This is a genomic window from Phycisphaerales bacterium AB-hyl4 (assembly GCA_041821185.1).
In the GTDB taxonomy this organism is placed as follows: domain Bacteria; phylum Planctomycetota; class Phycisphaerae; order Phycisphaerales; family Phycisphaeraceae; genus Natronomicrosphaera; species Natronomicrosphaera hydrolytica.
The window spans coordinates 37088-58434 of the sequence record JBGUBD010000016.1; the positions used below are offsets into that span (position 1 = coordinate 37088).

Sequence of the window (21347 nt, forward strand, 5' to 3'; positions counted from 1 at the left end):
GTGGTTTAACACGAATTGTTGTTCGAATCAGTAGCGGTAGTGCTCAGGCTTGTACGGGCCTTCGATCGGCACGCCGATGTAGTCGGCCTGTTCCTTGGTGAGCTTCGTCAGCTTCACGCCAAGGTGATCCAGGTGCAGGCGAGCGACTTCCTCGTCGAGCTTCTTCGGCAGCATGTAGACCTTCTTCTCGTAGGCGCTGCGGTTCTGCGCCAGCTCGATCTGGGCCATCGTCTGGTTGGTGAAGCTGGCAGACATCACGAAGCTCGGGTGGCCGGTGGCGCAACCGAGGTTGAGCAGTCGGCCTTCGGCGAGCACCATGACGCTGTGGCCGTCGGGGAAGATGAACTCGTCATACTGCGGCTTGATGTTCCGCCGTTTGATGCCGGGGATCTTCTCCAGGCCGGCCATGTCGATTTCGTTATCGAAGTGGCCGATGTTGCCCACCAGAGCGCGGTGCTTCATCTTCGACATATGCTCAGCGGTGATGATGTCGAAGTTGCCGGTCGTGGTGATGAAGATGTCCGCTTCGCCGATCACGTCTTCCAGGGGCTTGACTTCGAAGCCTTCCATCGCGGCCTGGAGGGCGCAGATCGGGTCGATCTCAGTGATGATGACGCGGCAGCCCTGGCCCTTGAAGGCTTGGGCGCTGCCCTTGCCGACTTCGCCGTAGCCACAGACGACGGCGGTCTTGCCGCCGATCATGACGTCGGACGCGCGGTTCAGGCCGTCGATCAGCGAGTGTCGGCAGCCGTAGCTGTTGTCGAACTTGCTCTTGGTGACCGAGTCGTTGACGTTGATGGCGGGGAACAGCAGCGTGCCGGCCTTTTCCATCTCGTAGAGGCGATGCACGCCGGTCGTGGTTTCTTCCGACACGCCGGCACAGTCGGCGGCGAGCTTCTGCCAGTAGTCCTTGCTGTCCTTCTGGATCTCGGCGAGCAGCTGGAGCACAACCTTGAACTCGGCGTTGTTAGTCGTGTCCGGGCTGGGGACCTTGCCGGCCTTTTCGAATTCGACGCCCTTGTGGATCAGCAGCGTCGCGTCGCCGCCGTCGTCGACGATCTGCGTCGGGCCGTTGCCGTTGCCGAAGTCCAGCGCCTGCTGCGTGCACCACCAGTATTCTTCAAGCGTTTCACCCTTCCAGGCGTACACGGGCACACCCTTGGGGTCGTCCGGCGTGCCGTCTTTGCCGACGACGACCGCGGCGGCGGCGTGGTCCTGCGTGCTGAAAATGTTGCAGCTGACCCAGCGCACATCCGCGCCGAGGTCCGCCAGCGTTTCGATCAGCACAGCCGTCTGGATCGTCATGTGCAGCGAGCCCATGACGCGCTCGCCCTTGAGCGGCTGATCCTTGGCGTATCGCTTGCGGACCGACATCAGGCCTGGCATTTCATGCTCGGCCAGTTCGATCTCCTTACGGCCCCACTCGGCCAGGCCGAGGTCCGCGACCTTGTAGTCAAGGCCAGTTTTCGTCTTCGTCGGTGTCATCGTCGCAGTCGTCATACTAAAAAGCTCCGTCAGGGTTAATCAGTTCAAAAGTTTCTAAAAGTTACGTTTTACTTACACATTTCGGGCCAACCACCTAAACGGCTGGCCGCCAATCAACATCCATCATCCACATCCTGCCTGATCCCAAAAACTCACTTCTTCCTCGCCCGTCCCACAAGCAGCGCCGGCCCACGTGCCCGCTCCTCCGGGGGCACCGGCCAGCTCTGCGCCTTCTCAAACCCCGCCTCCGTCAGCAACTGGTTCAAGCCCTCCGGCTCGAAGCCCATCGACTGCTGACCCATCTGCCGACGAAAGTCTTCCCGGTCGTGCTTCAGCAGATCGACCACCACCGCCACGCCGCCCGGCTTTAAAATGCGGTGCATCTCCTGCACCACACGAATCGGCTCGGGCACGTACGTCAACACGAGCGCCTGGATCGCCGCGTCGCAGGTCCCGTCATCGATCGGTACGGCTTCAACGTCGCCTTGCCGAAGCTCGACATTGTCAACCGCCGCGGTCCGCTGCCGAGCCGCGTCGAGCATGGCTGGCGAGTTGTCCACGCCGATGACCTTGCCCACAAACCGGGCCAGGTCCGCCGACAGCGAGCCCGTCCCGCAGCCCAGGTCCGCCACGACCAGCTCGCCCGGCAGCAGGGCGAGCAAGGATTCGCGACTGAACGCCGAGCCATAGAGTTCATTGCGAAGGCGGTCCCACTCGCCCGCCGCTCCCGCGAAAAAGGCTTGTGAGTCGTCGCGCTTCCGCCGCAGCCGTTCCGCGAGGCGAAGCTGGTCCTGCTCCGTGGCGGACCATTCGCTGCTCTGCTCGCGGGCGAGCAGCCAGAGTTTTCGCTGCGAGGGGGCCAACTCGTCCAGCACCATGCGGTAGCGGTTGGTCGTGCCCTGTCTTCGCGAAACGAGCCAACCCTCGTCACTGAGCAACTTTAGGTGTCGGCTAACCGTCGACTGGGGCATCTGCACCACGTCGCAGAGGTCGGAGACGCCGAGCTCATGCTGTTCGAGCAGCCGAAGCAGCCGTAGGCGGGTGGGCTCGGCCAGGCTGCCCATCCAGCGGAGCAGGGCGTCAGGTTGGGCGGGGGCGCTAATCATCACTTTATCCGGATGAATAGTAAGCTATCCCGCCCGGCAATTCAAGCGTTGCCTGAAACAGGGCAGGGCCATCGGATCGAATCGCTCATTACGCCAAGACGCAGAGTCGCCAAGACGCCAAGGAAATCAATAAAGATGATTTGCCAGAGCGTAGGGCAGGGCAAGCCCTGCCCTACGCGCAGATACGACGCCCGCCCCAAGCCCCACGCCCCCAAGCCTCAAGCCCTCAAGCCCTCAAGCCCCACGCCCCCTGTAGTCGTCCACGCCGGCCTCTGATACACTCTGAGTCTCACCCACGGAAGCATGGAGGCGTCCGGCATGACCAGTTCGTACAAAATTGCACTTCTCGCTGCCGGACTCTTGTGTGTCCTGGTGGTTGGCTATTACCTCGTGCCGGATCGCACTGACGACGACAACGGCGAGCCGACTGCCGCCGAGTCCTCGGCCGACGACGCCGGGGCGGATCGTCCTGCGTCGCTGGTTCGGCGGGGGTCGGACAGCGCGGGCAATCAGCCCGGCCGACGGTCTGCCGAGCCGGTGGATGCGACGCCGACGTTTGAAGATCCGGCGCCCGACACATCGGCGGACGATGACGACCCCGGCCTGCCACCGAGTGAAGACCCGGGCATGACGCCCTCGGCCAACGACCAGCCGGTGATCCCCGTCGGTCGTAATGGCGATTCGATGCGGTCGAATTTGTTCGAGTCGCTCGACGTGGCCGACGCTGCGGATGAGCCGGGCGGGACCGAGCGGTCGACTGCCGAGCGTGAACCGGAATCAGAACCGGACCCCGAGCCCACCGCCGCGGAAGCCGAGCCCGAGCCGACGCCTGCCGCCGAGCCAGAGCGGACGACGACGTCGGCCCGCAATGCCAATGCCCAGCAGCAGACGCCGCAGACGTACACCGTTCAGAGCGGCGACACGCTCAGCTCGATCGCCAACGATCTGTATGGCGCCGAGCGCCACTGGGTCGACATCGCCCGGGCCAACCCGCGCGTCGACCCGATCCGCCTGCGCATCGGGCAGGAGCTTCGGCTACCTGCCGACGAGGTCATCGAACGTCGCAGCGCTGCCTCAACAGATGCTGACCTCGAATCACCCCCCGGCACGCTGACGCACGTGGTCCGTCCGGGCGAGACGCTGACCGCGATCGCCCATCAGCACTACAACGACAGCTCGCGCTGGCGTGTGATCTTCAACGCCAACCGCGACAAGCTCGGCGCCGACCCCAACCGCGTGACGGCGGGCGACGAGTTGACCATTCCGCCGCTGCCGCGCAACTGACCATCTGTTCGTGGGTCGTCAACCGCGTCTGTTTCGACTAGGCTCGCCGACATGAGCATTCGCATCGTCATGCTGGGCGACATCGTCGGCACGGCCGGCCGACTGGCGTTGGCCCAGTGCATGCCCGCGCTGCGCGAGCGCTATCAGCCGAACCTTGTCATCGCTAACGCTGAGAATGCCGCCAACGGCTCGGGGCTGACGCCTGCGCTGCACAGCAAGCTCGCGGCGATGGGCATCGACGGGATGACCCTCGGCGACCACGTCTATAAGAAGAAGGAAATCATGCGGACGTTGGAGGAGGACCCGACGCTCATCCGCGCGGCGAACCTGCCTGCCTCCGCTGCGGGCCGGGGCTGGATGCGGTTGACGCCGACGACGTCCGTGGCTGCCGGCGGCGAGCGCGGGCCGAGTGTTTATGTGATTACGCTGCTCGGCCGAGTGTTCATGAATCTGCCGGTGAACCATCCGTTCGAGGTGATCGAGCAGGTGCTCAGCCAACTGCCTTCGCGCGAGTCGATCGTGCTCGTTGAGATGCACGCCGAGGCGACCAGCGAAAAGGTGGCGATGGGTTGGTATCTCAACGGCCGAGTGGCGGCGGTGCTCGGCACGCACACGCATATCCCCACCGCCGACGCTCGCATTCTGCCTGCCGAGCCGCAGCACGGCCGACCGGGCGGCTCGCCCACGCTCGGCGCTGCGGGTGGCACGGCGTACATCACCGACCTGGGCATGACCGGCCCGTACGACTCGATCCTCGGCCGACGCATCGACCGCGTGCTGCATCACATGACCACCAGCATGCACGCGCCTTACGACGTGGCCGAGGGCAACCCGCGCGTCTGCGGTGTGTCGATCGACGTTAACGAAACCAGCCTGCGCGCTACCGCCATCGAACGCATCGACATGCCAGCCGACGTCACCAAGCCGCCGTTCACCAGCGGCTGATACGGATCAAACATGAGTCTCGCATGCGATGGAAGCCCACGGATTGAATCCGTGGGTGTCTTTGCACGCAATGCGCTTGCGGATGCGACTTTTTATCTGCTTTCTGATTAACCATCGTGCTCATGCTCACTCAATAGCCCCACGCGGAAGCGTGGGGTTTGGCGCATTTGCGGGCAACCCCCGGCTTCCGCCGGGGGCTATTGAAATCACGAGGATTAATGATGATCCGTATTACGTCCGTTCATTTAAAGCTCACGTTGCGTTAACCGAGCCTTAACAATCCAAACATACCATCTCTGCGTGTTGAGAACGGGAACGAAACTTTCATTGGAGATCACGCAGATGAACAAGCGCAATTGGACCATGCAGACGTGTGCGATGGGGGTCGCGGCAGTGCTCGCAGCCCCGGCTCTGGCAGATCAGGTCGACTCGAACCTGCCGCAGTACGAGGCAACGCAGGGCGTTTCGGGCAACATCAATACCGTCGGCTCGGACACGATGAACAACCTTGCTCAGCTCTGGACCGAGGGCTTCCGCGAGGTCTACCCCAACGTCCGCATTGAAATCGAAGGCATGGGCTCGTCCGCAGGCCCGGTCGCGCTCAGCGAGGGCACCGCAAACTTCGCCCCCATGAGCCGGGCCATGACCGCCCGCGAAAACGACACCTTCGAGGCCCGCCACGGCTATGTGCCGGTCGCCCTGCCGGTGGCTGTCGACATGCTCGCTGTCTATGTCCACCGCGACAACCCCATCGAAGGCCTGAGCATGCAGCAGGTCGACGGCATCTTCTCCTCCACCCAGCGCGGCGGCGGCGAGAACATTACCCGCTGGGGCGAAGTCGGCCTGGCCGGCAACTGGGCCAACCAGAACATCAGCATCTATGGCCGAAACGCCGCCAGCGGCACGTACGGCTTCTACCGCGAACACGCCCTGTTCGGCGGCGACTTCAAGAGCAGCGTCCGTGAGCAGCCCGGCTCGTCGGCTGTGGTGCAAGGCGTCGCCAGCGAACGCAACGCCATCGGCTACAGCGGCATCGGCTACAAGACCGCTGACGTCCGCGCCGTCCCGCTGAAGCAAGATGGCGACGAACGCTATTACGAGGCCACCGCGGAAGACGCCGGCGATTATCCGCTGGCCCGCTTCCTCTACGTCTACGTCAACCACCAGCCCGGCCGCGACCTCGACCCGCTTCGCCGTGAGTTCATCAAGTTCATGTACTCGCAGCAGGGCCAGGAAGCCGTCGTCCGCGACGGGTTCATCCCTGTCAGTGCGTCCGTCGCCCGCGAAGCGCTGAAGGCAGTCGGTATCGAACCTGGGTTCTAAATCAACAACGCGGCGTCGGCCTCACGCTCTCATTTAGCCGCGGGCCTTGGGTCGCGCGTTCAGGTCCGCAAGTCCGAAGAGCGCGGTGCGAGCACCGCGGCTAAATGTTGCAAGCGTGAAACCGCCTTGCCTTCCTGATGACCGTGCACCGGGCGGGGGTCGAAAGGCCCTCGCCCGCCTTCCACCGGACGTACCCATGAACGACAAGCCAGGCAGAACATTCACCGGCTATCAACGTCGGAAGGAAACCCGACTGAGCGTGCGCGTCGGCGACATCACCGCGCGGTCGATGATTACCATCGGCGGCATCGGCACGATCATCGCCGTCTCGGCAGTGTTCCTGTTCCTCGTCTCCGTCGCAGCGCCGCTGTTCAGCGGCGGACGTGTGGAGCAGTCGCTCGACTACGACAGCCCGTGGGCGACCGACTCAACGCAACCGCTGCACATGGCGACCGACGATCACCAGTCCATCGGCTGGGCAATGACGCCCGATGGCATGATCCACGTCTTCCGACTCGACACGGGCGAGTTGATTCACCAGCAGCGCGTCATCGGCGAAGACCAGCGCCTCACCGCGTCATCCTTCGGCGGCCGACGCGGCGACGTCATCTTCGGCTATGAAACCGGCTCGATCCAGCGCGGCACGATTCAGTTCATCACCAGCTACCTCGAAATGGCCGACGTGCCCGCCGAGATGCGCAGCCGACCTGTTGGCGAGTTGATGGTTTACGAAGATGGTGTGATCGTCCGCACGCCCGCGAACCAGTTTCGCAAGCGTCAGGTTCGCGTCGAGCTTGATGAAGCCGTGCCGTTGGAAGACCCCTCGCCGATCGTTCGGCTAAGCCACACGACCTACGCCGGGCGGACGATGCTCGTCAGCTATACGCTCGACGGCCGACTGCTGCTCAGCGAAATCCGCGAACGGCGAAACCTGCTCACCGGCGAAGTGCGCGTGCAGCTAAGCGACCGCAAGCTGCCGTTCACTTTGCCACAAGGCCGTGAAGCGCCCGACCACGTCGCGATGGCGGGGTTGGGCGACAACATATTTGTGATCTGGAACGACGGCCACATGCTGCGGTACGACCTGCGCGATCGCGACAACCCGCGCGTCGTCGAAGCGCTCGATCTGGTGGAAGAGACGGGCGAAACGATTACCGCGGTGAGCTTCCTGCTCGGCAGACACAGCCTGGTGACGGGCGACTCGCTCGGCCGAGTGCGCGTATGGTTCCGCGTGCCCGAAGCCGCGGCGGCGCGGGCCGAGGCGGTCGGCGATGCCGGCGCGGTGGCGCGGGTCGAAGACGACGATCTTGTCGCGGCGGTGGGGCGGATTGAAAGCGACGGCGTGCGGATGGTCAACGCCCATGAGTTGCGCGGACCGACACGCGGCACGGCCGTGACCGCGCTCGGCCGATCGGTCGGTAGTCGTATGCTCAGCGCCGGCTATGCCGACGGCACGGTGCGCGTGTTTCAGGTGACTGCCAACAATCTCATTGTCGAAACGCAGGCCGACGCCGTCGGCGAGCAGGGCGTCGCGAGCCTGACCATGACGCCGCGCGACGACGGTGTGCTCGCCGTGACCGAGGCGGGCGTGCAACTCTGGCGGATCGATCGGCGATACCCGGCCGTCACGCTGCGGTCGGTCATCACGCCGGTGTGGTACGAAGACTATGCGTCGCCGCAGCATCTCTGGCAGTCGTCATCCGGCCAGGACGACTTCGAGCCGAAGTACGGCCTCGCGCCGCTGATCTTCGGCACGCTGAAGGCGACGTTTTATTCAATGCTGTTCGGCTTGCCGTTGGCGGTGCTGGCGGCGATCTACACAAGCGAGTTTCTGCATCGCAAGGTGCGCTCGCGCATCAAGCCCATCATTGAAATGATGGCGAGCCTGCCGTCCGTCGTGCTCGGGTTCGTGGCGGCGTTGGTAATCGCGCCGGTGGTGGAGCAGGCCGTGCCTGCGGCGCTGCTGGCGTTTCTGGTCGTGCCGATGATCGTGCTGCTGGGCGGGTTTCTCTGGCAACTGCTGCCGTATGCCTGGCACGTTCGGCTGACGAACTGGCGGTTCGCGTTCATCGCAATGACGGTACTGATCGCGTTGCCGGTCGCGTTCCTCGGCGGGCCGATCGTTGAACAGCTTCTGTTCGCCGGCGACATCCGCGCCTGGCTGTCGCAAGACGTCGGCAGCGGGGTGGCGGGGTGGTTCCTGTTGATGATGCCGATCTCCGCCATCGTCGTGGCGGTGTTGTTCAGCCGATACGTCAACCCGGTGTTGCGCGAACGCTTCGGCCAGCAGGGCCGACGCGCGATGGCGCTGGCCGACCTTGCCAAGTATGGTGTGGGCATTGTCCTGACAATGCTGCTTTCGCTGCTGCTGGGCTCGCTGCTGGTGTACGGCCTGGGGTGGGACCCGCGCGGCGGCTCGTTCGCCTTCTGGGGCATGGACCTATCGCCTCTGAAAACCTACGAGCAGCGAAACGCGCTCATCGTCGGCTTCGTGATGGGCTTCGCCATCATCCCGATCATCTACACGATCTCCGAAGACGCGCTTAGCGCCGTGCCTGAGCACTTGCGATCCGCATCGCTTGGCGCGGGTGCGACGCCTTGGCAGACGGCGATGCGTCTGATCGTGCCCACCGCGATGAGCGGTCTGTTTTCCGCCGCGATGATCGGCCTCGGCCGAGCCGCGGGCGAAACCATGATCGTGCTCATGGCGGCAGGCAACACGCCGTTGATGGAGATGAACATCTTCAACGGCTTCCGCACGCTGTCGGCCAACATCGCCGTCGAGCTGCCCGAAGCCGCCGTGGGCGGGACGCACTTCCGCATGCTCTTTCTCGCAGCGTTGACGTTGTTCGTAATCACTTTCGCAGTCAACACCTTCGCGGAGGTGGTTCGACTGCGGTTCCGCAAGAGGGCATTCCAGCTATGAGCGGTGGGCTTGAAATCAAACAACCTCGCATCGAGTTGACACGCGAGCCGCGCGATGCGCCGCCCGCCGACGGCGGGCCGCCGCCCAAGCGATCGCTTCGCCGACGCGCGCCCGCCGGCTCTTCGTTAACCGCGCACGGCGAGCCGATGGTCTGGCTGATCGGTGGCGGGTTGGCGATCTGTGCGTTCATGATCATCGGCCTGCTGATACTTATCGCCTGGCAGGGGTCGGCGACGTTTTGGCCCAAGCCGATCGTGATGATCGAAACCATTGACGGGCAGCACATCCTCGGCGAGCCGACACGCTCGGAGTATTACGAGCCGCGCGTGGAAGTGGCCGCTGACGATGTTGAGGGGCAGGCAGAGCCCGAGATGCTTGCCAGCACCGTGGTGGAAGATGGGCTGCTGGGCCTGGCACATCGCCGACTGATTCGCGTGGGCAACCGCGAGTTTCTCGGCACGCCGTTTCGCTGGGTGACCGACGATGCGGTGGCGAACGAGACGCAGCCGACCTGGGCCGTGCTCGTCGAACGCCGAACGTGGGGCCCGTTCATTGGTAAGCCCAGCGGCTTCCGCGTGAATGGCAAAACGGTCGCGGACAACGCGGATGAGGCATGGGCGCAGTTTCAAACGTACCACGTCGGCGTGCTCCAGCGGCGCGATCAACGGCGACAGCTCGAGACGTACGACACGGGTGAAGTCAATCATGTGCTCGAACGCAGCCGACTGGCGGTGCGACGGGCTGAGTTGGCAGTGGTTCGTGCGGACCGTACGGAGGGGCAGGACTCGTCGCGCTACGCGACCGCTCGCGAACGATACGACCAGGCTCGCGCGAACTATGACCGGACGTTGTCGTGGGCGACTGAAGAGTTCGATCGCATTCGTGCTGAGATTGATGAGCTGAACAGGGAAAACGATCGTTTCGCGATCATGATGACCACGGCTGACGATCAGGAAGTCGCGTTGCCGTTGGGTGAAGTGGTGCGGGCGTATCCGGCGAACCAGTTGAATTGGCTTGAAAAGGTGCGCGTCTACGTATCGCGCTGGCATGAGTTTCTCACCGACGATCCGCGCGAGGCGAACACGGAAGGCGGCGTGCTTCCGCCGATCGTTGGGACGGTGACGATGACGCTTTTGATGTGCTTCATCGTCGCACCGTTCGGCGTGCTGGCAGCGCTGTACCTGCGTGAGTATGCCCGCGCCGGCCCGATTGTCAGCGCCGTCCGCATTGCGGTGAACAATCTCGCGGGCGTGCCGAGCATTGTGTTCGGCGTGTTTGGACTGGGCTTTTTCTGCTACATGGTCGGCGGGTATGTTGACCGCGGGCCGAGCAACCCGACGACGACCGGCCCGTGGCTGGCGGCGCTTGGCTTGCTCGTCGTGCTCGCGTTGCTCGCGGCTTCGATGACGGTAGTGAAGCTGCGAACGAACGATGAACGACAACTTGGCGCACGCATGCTCGGCTGGGCGGCGGTGACGTTGTGGCTGATCTCCGTCGCGGTGCTGGTGTGGATGGTCATTCGTGTGCCGTTCTTCGACGGTTTCTTCGCAGCGCGAGCGGCAGACGGCAGCCCGACGTTCGGCAAGGGCGGCGTGCTGTGGGCCTCGCTGACGCTGGCGTTGCTGACGCTGCCGGTGGTGATTGTCGCGACGGAAGAGGCGCTCGCGGCCGTGCCAGGCTCGATGCGCGAAGGCTCATATGCCTGCGGTGCGAGCAAGTGGCAGACGGTTCGGCGGATCGTGCTCCCCCGTGCGATGCCGGGCATCATGACGGGCATGATCCTCGCCATGGCGCGCGGTGCGGGCGAGGTCGCGCCGCTGATGCTCGTCGGCGCGGTGACGATGGCCCCCGAGCTGCCGGTGGACAACCACTTCCCTTACGTGCACCTGGACCGCAGTTTCATGCACCTGGGCTTCCACATTTACGACGTCGGCTTCCAGAGCCCCGACAGCGAAAGTGCGAAGCCGATGGTGTACACGACGACGCTGTTGCTGATTGCCATTATCGCGACGCTGAACATGGCCGCGTTTTACCTGCGGACCCGCCTGCGTCGCCGATTCGCTGAGAGCAAGTTCTAAAAACGAACGAGAGTCAAAATAATGATCACCGAAACCATGCCAACCATGACTGACACGCACGCCGCCGTCGCCGACGAGCAGGCAGTGCTTGAGATTGATCGCTTCAACCTGTGGTACGGCGCGGCGCAAGCGTTGTATGACGTGTCGTTGAACATTCCGCGCGGGAAGGTCACGGCTTTGATCGGCCCGTCGGGCTGCGGCAAGTCGACGTTGCTGCGGTCGGTCAATCGGCTGAACGACCTGATCGAGTCGGCAAACATCAAAGGTTCGATGCGACTGAACGGCGACGAGATCTACGACCCGCGCATCGACGTCATCGAATTGCGCAAGCGCATGGGGATGGTCTTTCAGAAGTCGAACCCGTTCCCGATGTCGATCTTTGAAAACGTGGTCTACTCGCTGCGGATCGATGGCGAACGTAATCGCAAGGTGCTCGCCGAGGTGTGCGAGCGATCGCTGCGGGCGGCCGCGTTGTGGGACGAGGTGAAGGACCGTCTGAAGGAGTCGGGCCTGTCTCTGTCGGGTGGTCAGCAGCAGCGGTTGTGCATCGCGCGGGCCATCGCCGCCGAGCCGGAGGTGCTGCTGATGGACGAGCCATGCTCAGCGCTGGATCCGCTTGCGACGGGCAAGATTGAGGAGTTGATCGAGGCGCTCAAGGGCGATTACTCCGTGCTGATTGTGACGCATAACATGCAACAGGCATCGCGCACCAGCGACTACACCGCATTCATGTACCTCGGCAGGTTGATTGAGTATGGCCCGACGTCGGACATCTTCACCAACCCGCACTTGAAAGAAACCGAAGACTACATCACCGGCCGATTCGGTTGATGTCCGCCACGCGATCGATCAAACAACCTTTGCTTTGCAATCAGGAACCCCACGATGTCCGCTCACCTTCATAAGCAGATTCTTCGGTTGAAACAGATGATTGTCGACCTTGGTACGCAAGTCGACGTCGCGGTGCAGCATGCCCTGCAAGCGGTGCACGAGCGTGACCCGGAACTGGCACGCGAGGTGGTCGCAGGCGACGAGCGGATCGACATGCTCGAAGTCGAGATTGAAGAAGAATGTCTTCACGCGCTCGCGCTGCATCAGCCGGTGGCGCTGGACTTGCGCTACGTGATCGCGATGTTGAAGATCAACAACGACCTTGAACGCATCGGCGACCTGGCGGTCAATATCGCTGACCAGGCGATCTTCCTGTCCGGCGAGTCGGAGGTCGTGTTGCCGTTTAATCTTGAAGGCATGGGCGACGGTGTCAGCCGTATGCTTCAGCAGGCGCGGGCGGCGCTGCTGGATCTTGATGTAAAGCAGGCGGAGCGCGTTCGGCTGGAGGACGACAAGATCGACGCGATCCACCGTGACATGTATCGGCAGGTCGAGCAGGCGATCCGCGAGCAGCCGACGAATACCGAGCAGTACATTCACATGCTCAATGTGTCGCGCCACCTCGAACGCATCGGCGACCACGCTGTGAACATCGCGGAAGACGTCATCTACATGGCTCGCGGCGAGATCATGCGTCACCGCCAACCGCCCGCGGAGGAGTCGGTCAGCGGTGTGTGATGGGCTCACTTGGCGGTCGGGTCGTCCGCGAGCAGGTGGATGCAGAACATGCTCCCCCGGCCGACTTCGCTTTCGACGGACACGCGCCCGCCATGGGCCTCGGCGACGTGCTTGACGATCGACAAGCCGAGTCCCGTGCCGCCGAGCGCCCGGCTACGCGCTTTGTCCGTGCGGTAAAACCGTTCGAACAGGCGGGGCAGATGTTCCGGTTCAATGCCTCGCCCCTCGTCGGTGACTTCGATGAGCACCTCCCGGCCGCGGGGGCGGGCGCACACCTCAACGGTCGTCCCTTCCGAACTGTACTTGATCGCGTTGACGATCAGGTTCACCGTCGCCTGCTCCAGCAGAGGGGCGTTGATGGGCGCTTTCAATGCGGGGTCGCATGAGTGGTTGAGCGTAATTTTTTTTTCCTGCGCGTGGGCCTGACAGGTCTCGCAAGCCGCTTCAATCACCGACACGACGGGCTCGCTTTGCAGCTCGGCGTAAATCTCGCCGGCGTGCTGCTCGATGCGCGCCAGGCTCAGCAGGTCATCGACGATCGCGCTGAGCCGGTCGGCCTGCCTTGCGATGATTTTGGTGAAACGCTCGGCGTCTTCGCGCGGCATGGCGGGGTCGGCCTGGATGGTCTCGACCGCGGCCTTGATCGCGCTCACCGGCGTCTTGACTTCGTGGGACACGTTGGCGACGAAGTCGCTGCGCATTGCTTCGAGCTTGTTCAGCCGAAGCATCAGGTTGCGAATCGAACGATGCACCACCAGCGCGATGACGCCGACCACGGCCAGGCCGGCGAGCGTTGCGATCACAAGCGTCGTCAGGTTCAGCCAGTCGTTCATGATTCGACCGTCGCGTGGGCTTCCTTGTAACGGTAGCCGACGCCGCGCACGGTTTCGATGTTGTTGCCCACCGAGCCGAGCTTCTTCCGCAACGCCACCACCTGCACATCCACCGAGCGGTCGGTCACGGCGGCGTAGCCTTCGTGCACCGCTTCAATGAGTTGCTGCCGGGTGAACACCCGCCCGGGCCGCGTGGCGAGCACGACCAGCAGGCGAAATTCCGTGGCGGTCAGCGGTACGGGCTTGCCCTGCGCGAGCACTTCGTGACGCTCGGGGTCGATCGTCAGGCTGGCTGCTTCGATCGTTCGCGGCGAGCCGCTGCCTTGCTCTTCCTGTCGGCGACGCAAGACGGAGTTGATCCGCGCGAGCAGCACGCGCGGGCTGAACGGCTTGGTGATGTAGTCGTCGGCCCCCGCTTCCAGGCCGCGGACGATGTCCGCCTCTTCGCCTTTCGCGGTGAGCATGATGATCGCGGTGCGCGACGTGCGGTCGCGCGACTTGATCGCTTTGCATACCTCAAGCCCGTCCATCGCTGGCAGCATGAGGTCCAGCAGCATCAGGTCGGGCGCCGCGGCGCGGGCGAGGCGCAGGCCTTCTTCGCCCGTGTCGGCAACCTGCACGCGATAACCCTCGCGCACCAGGTTGTACCGCAACAGTTCGAGCAGGTCTGGTTCGTCTTCGACGATAAGGATGGCTGGCGCGTCGGAGGATAGTTCACTCATGTTCATGGCATTCGCGCGATCACTGGGATCAACACTTTTCGTCGGGCCCGCCGATCCCGGCCGGGGCCAACGCAGGCTCGATAACCAGGGGCAGCATCACCCCATGCCAACATTAAAGCCTTCCGATGAACCCTATGTTAGGCGATCGTTAGAAATGTGTTAATCGAAATGCAAAACGCTCGCGACGCAAAGGGGAGGGTGGCGTCAGTAGCGGTCGACGCTGTCGCAGACTTCGCCGTCGTGCAGGCGCGACGCGAAGCCGAGCATGTTGCCCCGGTCGGCAGACGCTTCGTCGTGCATCAGTTCCTCGGCGGCGGCGGCGCTGCTGACGAGCTTCGGCGGGCCCATGAGCAAGCAGTTGACCCGGCCTTCGGGGGCTCGCTTGAGCACCTGTTTCACCGCGTCGACCAGTTCCCGGTCCACGCCGACGCGCAAGCCGTTGACGCGCAGGCTCACCACCCGCCCGGCCTGGTGCAGTTCGAGCACGACGTCGGCGGCGGGCTCGCCGTTGCGCGGGCCGGCTTGCCGGAGTACTTCGCGCAGTCGGCCGAACTCGCCGTTGAAGGCAGTGCCCTTCTCCACCGGGCGCGGGTCGTGCACGACGATCCTCACCTGCTGCGTCAGCCGAGTCTCGGCTTGCTCGATGGGTACGACCTGGTCGACGACGATGCTGGGCTCTTCGCGTCGGCGGTCGACCTTGCCTTTGAGGAAGACGACCTTGTCCAGTTCCAGCGCGTGATAGGTGGTCGCGTATGTGTCGGCGAACACGACGGCGTCGATGCTGTTCTTGCCATCTTCGATGGTGAGCATCGCCATCTTCTGCCCGGCGGAGCGGCCTTTCTTGACGAAGGTCGGACGCACGCGGGTGAGCATGCCGCCGACGGTGACCTGCACCTCCGCTGCGAGTTGGCTGATCTGTTCGATGGTGCAACTGCTGTAGCGGTAAAGCGCGTCGCCGTGCTGGTCGAGCGGGTGGCTGGAAACGTAGAAGCCGAGCACTTCCTTTTCGTACTTGAGCGCTTCGTTGGTGGACCACGGCTCGACGCGCGGCAGCGTGACGGCGGGGGCCTCGACGACGGTGCCGGTGTCGGCTTCGGCTTCCTCGGCGAGGCCACCGAAGAAGTTCATCTGGCCGGACGTGCGGTCTTTCGCGGCGCGTTGGCCGGCCTGAATGGCGGCGTCGAGTGCTTCGAGCATGGCGGCGCGGTTTTCGATGCCGTGCACTTCGTCGAACGCGCCGCACTTGATGAGGGCTTCGATGGTCGAGCGGTTGACCGAGCCGAGCGGGACGCGTTCGCAGAAGTCGTAGAGGTTTTTGAATGCACCGTCTTTGTTGCGTTCTTCGAGGATGGCGCGGATGGCTTTTTCGCCCACGCCCTTGACGGCGGAGAGGCCGAAGCGGATGTGGCCGTGGCTGGGGTCGCGTTGCTCGCCGGGGTTGAACACGACGCCGAAGCCGATGTCGGAGAGGTTGATGTCCGGCGGCTTGACTTCGATGCCCGCGTTGCCGTTGGGCAGGCGTGTGCGTTTGCAGGCGTCGATGTACTCGACGACTTTGTCGGTGCTCACCGATTCGTAGGTGAGCAGGGCGGCCATGTAGTGCAGGGGGAAGTAGGTTTTGAGGTAGGCGGTCTGGTAGGCGACGATCGCGTAGCCGGTGGAGTGCGACTTGTTGAAGCCGTAGCCTGCGAACTTGAGGATGAGGTCGTAAAGCTCTTCGGCTTGCGCGGCGATCATGCCTTTGGTCTGCGAGCCTTTGACGAACTTCTCCCGGCCGGCGTTGATGGTCTTTTCTTTTTTCTTCGAGATCGCCTTGATGAGCGTGTAGGCTTCGCGCAGCGGGATGCCGCCGAGCTGGTTGGCGACCTGCATGACCTGTTCCTGGTAGACCATGATGCCGTAGGTCTCTTCGGTCAGGCGGTCGACGACTTCGTGGACTTTGGGCACGTTCTCCCGGCCGTGCTTTCGGTTGTTGTAGTTGGGGATCAGCTCCATCGGGCCGGGGCGGTAGAGCGCGTTGGCGGCGATGAGGTCTTCGAGGCGGTCGGGCTTCATGGACATGAGCAGGTTGCGCATGCCGCCGGACTCAAACTGGAACACGCCCGCCGTGTCGCCGCGCTGGAAGAGTGCGAGCACGTTGGGGTCGTCGTAGGTGAGGCGTTCGAGGTCGAGGGGGTCGACGCCCACGCCGTCACGGCGTGGGCTTCCGATTGCTTCCCGGATTTCGTTCTCATCGAAGCTTTGTCGGATGAGTGATTTGGCGCGTTCGATGATGCTGAGCGTGCGCAGGCCGAGGAAGTCCATCTTGAGCAGGCCAACCTTTTCGCACGTCGGGCCGTCCCATTGCGTGACGAGTTGATCCGTGCCGGCCGGCTGATAGAGCGGGACGATGTTTTCCAGCGGCTGGGTCGCCATGACCAGCGCACAGGCGTGGACGCCGGCGTGTCGCGCGAGGCCTTCGAGTCGACGGGCCGTGTCGATCATCGCGCGATGCTGCACGCTGTCGCCGTAGAGTTTTTTAAGGTCCGGCTCCTGATCGAGCGCCTTGTCGATGGTCGTGCCGAGCCCGTCGCCGACGAGCTTGCAGACCTTGTCGACTTCGCTCAGGGGCACGTCGAGCACGCGGCCGACGTCGCGGATGGCGGCCTTGGCTTTGAGGACGTTGAAGGTGATGATCTGCGCGACGTAGCCATACTTTTCGCGGACGTATTCGATGATCTGTCCGCGGCCGTCCTGGCAGATGTCGATATCGATATCGGGGTATTCGGAGCGGTCGGGGTCGGTGAAGCGTTCAAAGAGCAGGCCGTACTTGACCGGGCATGCGTTGGAGATGCCCAGCACGTAGCCGACCATCGTGCCGACGCCCGAGCCGCGGGCGTTACAGGGGATGCCGTTGGCGCGGGCGTAGTTGACGCAGTCCCAGACGATGAGGAAGTAGGCGCTGATGAGCTTGTCCGCGAGCACCTGAAGTTCGCGTTCGAGGCGGGCGCGAATTTCGTCGGTGATGCCGTCTTTGCCGTACCGCCAGATGAGGCCCGCTTCGCAGAGATCGCGCAGGGCGTCGTCGCAGCCTTCTTTGAGGGCGTCGGCCGTGAGGTGCTTGTCCTTGCCTTCATCGAAGGGGACAAGGTCATACTGCGAGCCGAACTTTGTGAACCATTCGGTGGAGCCTTCGGGCAAAGTGGGATGTGGGATGTGGGATGTGGGATGTTTTTCAACATCCGCCATCCGCGATTCCACACCCGACATTTTCTCGATCTTGACCACCGGCGCGTGGTTGGCGGTGAAGTCGAGTTCGAGCTCGCACATCTCGGCGATGCGGTTGGTGTTCTCGCAGGCCTCGCGCCACTTGGCGTGGTCCATCGCGGCGTACATCTCGTCGTTGCTCTTGAGGTAGAGCTGTGTCGGGTACTTCATGCGACTTTCGTCGCTGACGAGCTTGCCGGTGGAGATGCAGCAGAGGCAGTCGTGCGGCTGGTGGTCGTCCTTGAGCAGGAAGTGCACATCGTTGGTCGCAACGAGGCCGACGCCCATGCGGTCGGCGAGGTCGATCAGCTCGGGGTTGACCTGGTCCTGCTCGCGGATGTGCTTCTGCACTTCAATGAAGAACTTGTCCGGGCCGAAGACGTCGAGGTATGTCTCGGCGATGGTCTTGGCGAGCTTGCGGTCGTCCTTCATGAGGGCGGAGGGGATCTCTCCGCCGAGGCAGGCGCTGGTGGCGATGATGCCTTCGCTGTGGGCCTTGAGCGTTTCCTTGTCGATGCGTGGCTTGTAGTAGAAGCCTTCGCGGTAGGCGATTGACGAGAGTTTTAGGATGTTGCGATAGCCCGCGTGGTTTTGTGCGAGCAGCAGCAGGTGGTAGCCGCCGTCTTTGTTGCCTGTGCTCGTGCGGTCGCGGCGGTCGCCGGGGGCCATGTACGCTTCGATGCCGACGATGGGCTTGACGCCTGCGTCGACGGCTTTGCTGTAGAAGTCGACGACGCCGAAGAGGCAGCCGTGGTCGGTGATGGCGATGGACGACTGGCCGAGCTCTTTGGCGCGTTTGACGAGGTCGCCCGTTCGGCAGGCGCCGTCGAGCAGGGAGTACATCGAGTGCACGTGAAGGTGCACGAACGGGTTGGTTTTTGTGTTGCTCACCATCCGTGGCGATTCTGCGGTTGGTCAATCGGGCGGCATAAAATCCTTCTCCCCTACGGGGAGAAGGTGCCCACGAAGTGGGCGGATGAGGGGTGGAAGGTTCTGTAGTCGAGGATGCAACAGCGTACTGTAGATCACCGACGTCGGAACGTTTCAACCCTCACCCCTGCCCTCTCCCTGGCAGGGAGAGGGAGTAAGGCAATCGGCTTTGATCACGTCCAACTTACCGCCGCGCGGGAAGGCTGCCAAGGGGGATTACGAGCGGTCAATCGGCCGGATTCGTTTAACGCGAGCCGTGGCCGGGCGTTGGTGATTTGGGCGAAATTTTGCGATTCGCTCACACCGCCGCGGGCTCGCCGGCGTCGATCAGGTCGAGGCGCTGGCCGGCTTTGGTGGCGTAGTCTTCGCTGAGCTCGCAGCCGAGCCAGTCTCGGCCGAGGCGTTTGGCGACGGCGAGGGTCGTGCCGCTGCCGGTGAACGGGTCGAAGACGAGGTCGCCGGGGTTGCTGGAGACGTTGATGATGCGTTCGAGCAGGGCTTCGGGCAGTTGGCAGGGGTGCCACTGCTCGCGTTCTTTGAACGTGCCGCATAGCCGGGACTGGTACCAGGTGTCGCCGTCGGGGCCGAAGAGGTTTTCAGGCGATTGCTCGAACGCTTCCTGCGGGCGGACGTGCCAGTCCTTGCTCGCGGGGAATTTGAGCGTCCACGTGTCGTCCGGCAGCTTGCCCTTGGGGTTGGTGCGGGCGTCCTTGTAGGTGGTCATGCGGGCGCTGGGCACAGCCGCCTGGTCGTAGTGGAAGGTGAAAGGGGGGCTTTTCGCCAGATCGCTGCGTGGCTTGCCGTTTTTGCCCACCGCGGCCGACCCGACGCAGTAGAACAGGTGTGCGTGTGAGCGGTTGTACTTGGCTTTGCAGCGCTGGCCGAAGGTGTAATGCCAGATGATCCAGTTGCGGTAGAGCAGCTGGCCGTCGCGTTGGAGCTTTTTGAGGTGGATGCGGGTCTCGGCGGCGAACTCGTCGCCGATGAGGATGTACATCGAGCCGGTGGGCTTGAGCAGGCGGGTGCAGGCGTCGATCCACTGCTCGGTCCAGGCGATGTACTCGTCGTCTTCGCGTTTATCGTGGTACGTGTCGTACTGGTAGCCGATGTTGTAGGGCGGGTCGGCGAAGACGAGGTCGACGCTGTCGGCAGGCCAGGCGTTCATCTGCTCGATGCAGTCGCCGACGGCGATGGTGTTGCGGGGGGCGTTACTCATGGGGTGTGCTCCGGCGTGCGCGCTTTGTGCGCAGTGTTTCGTGATGATTGTAGCGCCAGCGCGCAGATGCTGCAAGGCATCGGGCACGGAAGGGGTGGCATGCGCGGGCTCAAGGCGGGGGGTGGGGGTGGTCGATGAGTGGAGGGTAGACGCCCACGGATTGAATCCGTGGGCTTCGCTGTGTTTTGCATGCGAACCGTCGCCCGGTTTGCCCGGAGCGCGTCGCGCCCTATACTGGTTTTCTTCGACGTTTCGGACACCCAGCCATCCCGACCACGGGGAGTGAGGATTCAGTTATGCCACACATTATTGCCGAGCCTTGCATTGGAACGAAGGACACCTCCTGCGTGGCGGTGTGCCCGGTCGACTGCATCCACCCGACCAAGGACGAAGAAGAGTTCGAAGGCGCGGAGATGCTCTACATCGATCCGGACACCTGCATCGACTGCGGGCTGTGCGTGGATGAATGCCCGGTGAAGGCAATCTTCCCCGAGGAAGACCTGCCGGACGAATGGGCGTCGTTCATCGAGAAGAACGCTGAGTATTATCAGTAAACCGTCGATTTTCGCGCTCCTGGCTTCGGGTTGCCAACTCGGGCGAGGGTCACGATAAATTTTGCGCGGAGCGTCCAGCGGCGCTCCGCGTTTTTCGTGGTTCGCCTAGTGGTTCGCCAACGGGACTTGTGCCGCCATGCCTACGGTTGTCATTACAGAGACGCTCGCCGACGAAGCCGCCGACTGGCTTGGCCGACATGCCGAGCTGGTCTGGTGTCCGCATGACAAGCCCGCCGAGCTGCGCGAGGCGTTGAAGTCGGCGGACGCGATCGTCGTCCGCACGTACACCCAGGTCGACGATGCCTTGCTCGACCTCGCGCCGAACCTCAAAGTCGTCGGCCGAGCGGGTGTGGGGCTGGACAACATCGACCTCGACGCCTGTGAGCGCCGCGGTGTGCCGGTGGTCTACACGCCCGACGCGAACACGCAGGCGGTGGTGGAGTATGTCTTCGGGCTGATCCTCGACGAGCTGCGCCCACGCACCAACCTGCCCGACGCCGTCACGCCCGAAACCTTCCACGCCCTGCGCAAAAGCGAAGTGGGTAAGCAGCTCGATCACCTGAGCCTGGGCATCCTCGGCTTCGGCCGCATCGGCAAGCGCGTGGGCCAGGTCGCCCACGCCATCGGCATCAAGCTGCACGTCTGCGACCTGCTGCCCGAAGCACAGTTGCGCAACGCCGTCGACTACCCTTTCGAATTTTGCAGCCACGAAGACCTGTACGCGAGCAGCCAGATTGTCACCGTGCACGTCGACGGTCGGCCGAGCAACCGCCACCTCATCGGCCAGGCCGAGCTGGACAAGCTGCACGACCCTTGCCTGCTCATCAACACCGCTCGCGGCATGCTCGTCGACCCGGCGGCGCTGGCCGAGTGGGCCAAGCGCCGCACGACCTGTCGAGCGGTGCTGGATGTGCACGACCCCGAGCCGCCGTCGGCCGACTATGTGCTCTACCGTCAGCCGAACGTCCGCCTGCTGCCCCACCTCGCGGCACGCACGAACGAGGCGCTGGCCAACATGAGCTGGGTCGTTCGTGATGTTCACGCCGTACTGGAAGGCAAAGAGCCACGTTTTCCCGCAGTGGTGTCGAGTTGAGCATCAGGTGGGTGCAGTCTGAACGATCGTAAAGTCC

15 protein-coding genes are annotated in these 21347 nt (G+C 63.5%); 9 read left to right on the forward strand and 6 right to left on the reverse strand.

The features are described 5' to 3' along the window. Window positions 1–27: 27 nt before the first annotated feature. The gene (gene ahcY / locus ACERK3_17925; protein MFA9480154.1) at window positions 28–1485 is read right to left on the reverse strand and encodes an adenosylhomocysteinase; all 1458 of its coding nucleotides are present in this window, start codon (window positions 1483–1485) and stop codon (window positions 28–30) included. A gap of 152 nt (window positions 1486–1637) precedes the next feature. After that, the gene (locus tag ACERK3_17930) at window positions 1638–2591 is read right to left on the reverse strand and encodes an ArsR/SmtB family transcription factor (protein MFA9480155.1); all 954 of its coding nucleotides are present in this window, start codon (window positions 2589–2591) and stop codon (window positions 1638–1640) included. Window positions 2592–2909: 318 nt separating this feature from the next. On the opposite strand from ACERK3_17930, the gene ACERK3_17935 reads away from it, so the two are divergent. The 7 genes from ACERK3_17935 to phoU all read left to right on the forward strand — a co-directional run bounded on the left by ACERK3_17935 (window position 2910) and on the right by phoU (window position 12716). Further along, complete coding sequence (locus ACERK3_17935; GenBank protein MFA9480156.1) at window positions 2910–3875, forward strand: LysM peptidoglycan-binding domain-containing protein; 966 nt, start codon at window positions 2910–2912, stop codon at window positions 3873–3875. A 51-nt stretch (window positions 3876–3926) separates the two neighbouring features. Further along, window positions 3927–4820: a YmdB family metallophosphoesterase gene (locus ACERK3_17940; GenBank protein ID MFA9480157.1), complete on the forward strand. Its 894-nt coding sequence runs from the start codon at window positions 3927–3929 to the stop codon at window positions 4818–4820. 342 nt (window positions 4821–5162) lie between these two features. Further along, entirely contained in the window at window positions 5163–6143 is a 981-nt protein-coding gene (locus ACERK3_17945; protein ID MFA9480158.1) for a PstS family phosphate ABC transporter substrate-binding protein, read from the forward strand. A 196-nt stretch (window positions 6144–6339) separates the two neighbouring features. Continuing rightward, window positions 6340–9069, forward strand: a complete 2730-nt coding sequence (locus ACERK3_17950) for an ABC transporter permease subunit (GenBank protein MFA9480159.1) — start codon at window positions 6340–6342, stop codon at window positions 9067–9069. After that, the gene (locus ACERK3_17955; protein ID MFA9480160.1) at window positions 9066–11147 is read left to right on the forward strand and encodes an ABC transporter permease subunit; all 2082 of its coding nucleotides are present in this window, start codon (window positions 9066–9068) and stop codon (window positions 11145–11147) included. Before ACERK3_17950 ends, ACERK3_17955 begins: the two co-directional genes overlap by 4 nt. Before the next feature lie 36 nt (window positions 11148–11183). After that, window positions 11184–11978, forward strand: coding sequence for a phosphate ABC transporter ATP-binding protein PstB (gene pstB / locus ACERK3_17960; protein ID MFA9480161.1), 795 nt, complete (start codon window positions 11184–11186; stop codon window positions 11976–11978). 54 nt (window positions 11979–12032) lie between these two features. Then, on the forward strand, window positions 12033–12716 hold the full coding sequence (gene phoU / locus ACERK3_17965) for a phosphate signaling complex protein PhoU (protein ID MFA9480162.1): 684 nt from the start codon (window positions 12033–12035) through the stop codon (window positions 12714–12716). 5 nt (window positions 12717–12721) lie between these two features. On the opposite strand, the gene ACERK3_17970 is transcribed toward phoU, so the two are convergent. The 4 genes from ACERK3_17970 to ACERK3_17985 all read right to left on the reverse strand — a co-directional run bounded on the left by ACERK3_17970 (window position 12722) and on the right by ACERK3_17985 (window position 19663). Then, entirely contained in the window at window positions 12722–13549 is an 828-nt protein-coding gene (locus tag ACERK3_17970; GenBank protein MFA9480163.1) for a sensor histidine kinase, read from the reverse strand. After that, on the reverse strand, window positions 13546–14271 hold the full coding sequence (locus ACERK3_17975; protein MFA9480164.1) for a response regulator: 726 nt from the start codon (window positions 14269–14271) through the stop codon (window positions 13546–13548). Before ACERK3_17975 ends, ACERK3_17970 begins: the two co-directional genes overlap by 4 nt. A gap of 204 nt (window positions 14272–14475) precedes the next feature. After that, window positions 14476–18411 (reverse strand): DNA polymerase III subunit alpha, encoded by a 3936-nt coding sequence (gene dnaE / locus ACERK3_17980; protein ID MFA9480165.1) that lies wholly within the window; start codon window positions 18409–18411, stop codon window positions 14476–14478. A 334-nt stretch (window positions 18412–18745) separates the two neighbouring features. After that, a complete protein-coding gene (locus ACERK3_17985) occupies window positions 18746–19663 on the reverse strand; it encodes a site-specific DNA-methyltransferase (protein ID MFA9480166.1) in 918 nt (305 codons plus the stop codon). A 296-nt stretch (window positions 19664–19959) separates the two neighbouring features. Between ACERK3_17985 and ACERK3_17990 the strand changes: the two genes are divergently transcribed. After that, a complete protein-coding gene (locus tag ACERK3_17990; protein MFA9480167.1) occupies window positions 19960–20217 on the forward strand; it encodes a ferredoxin family protein in 258 nt (85 codons plus the stop codon). Between the two features lie 136 nt (window positions 20218–20353). Then, window positions 20354–21310, forward strand: a complete 957-nt coding sequence (locus ACERK3_17995; protein ID MFA9480168.1) for an NAD(P)-dependent oxidoreductase — start codon at window positions 20354–20356, stop codon at window positions 21308–21310. Window positions 21311–21347: the final 37 nt, after the last annotated feature.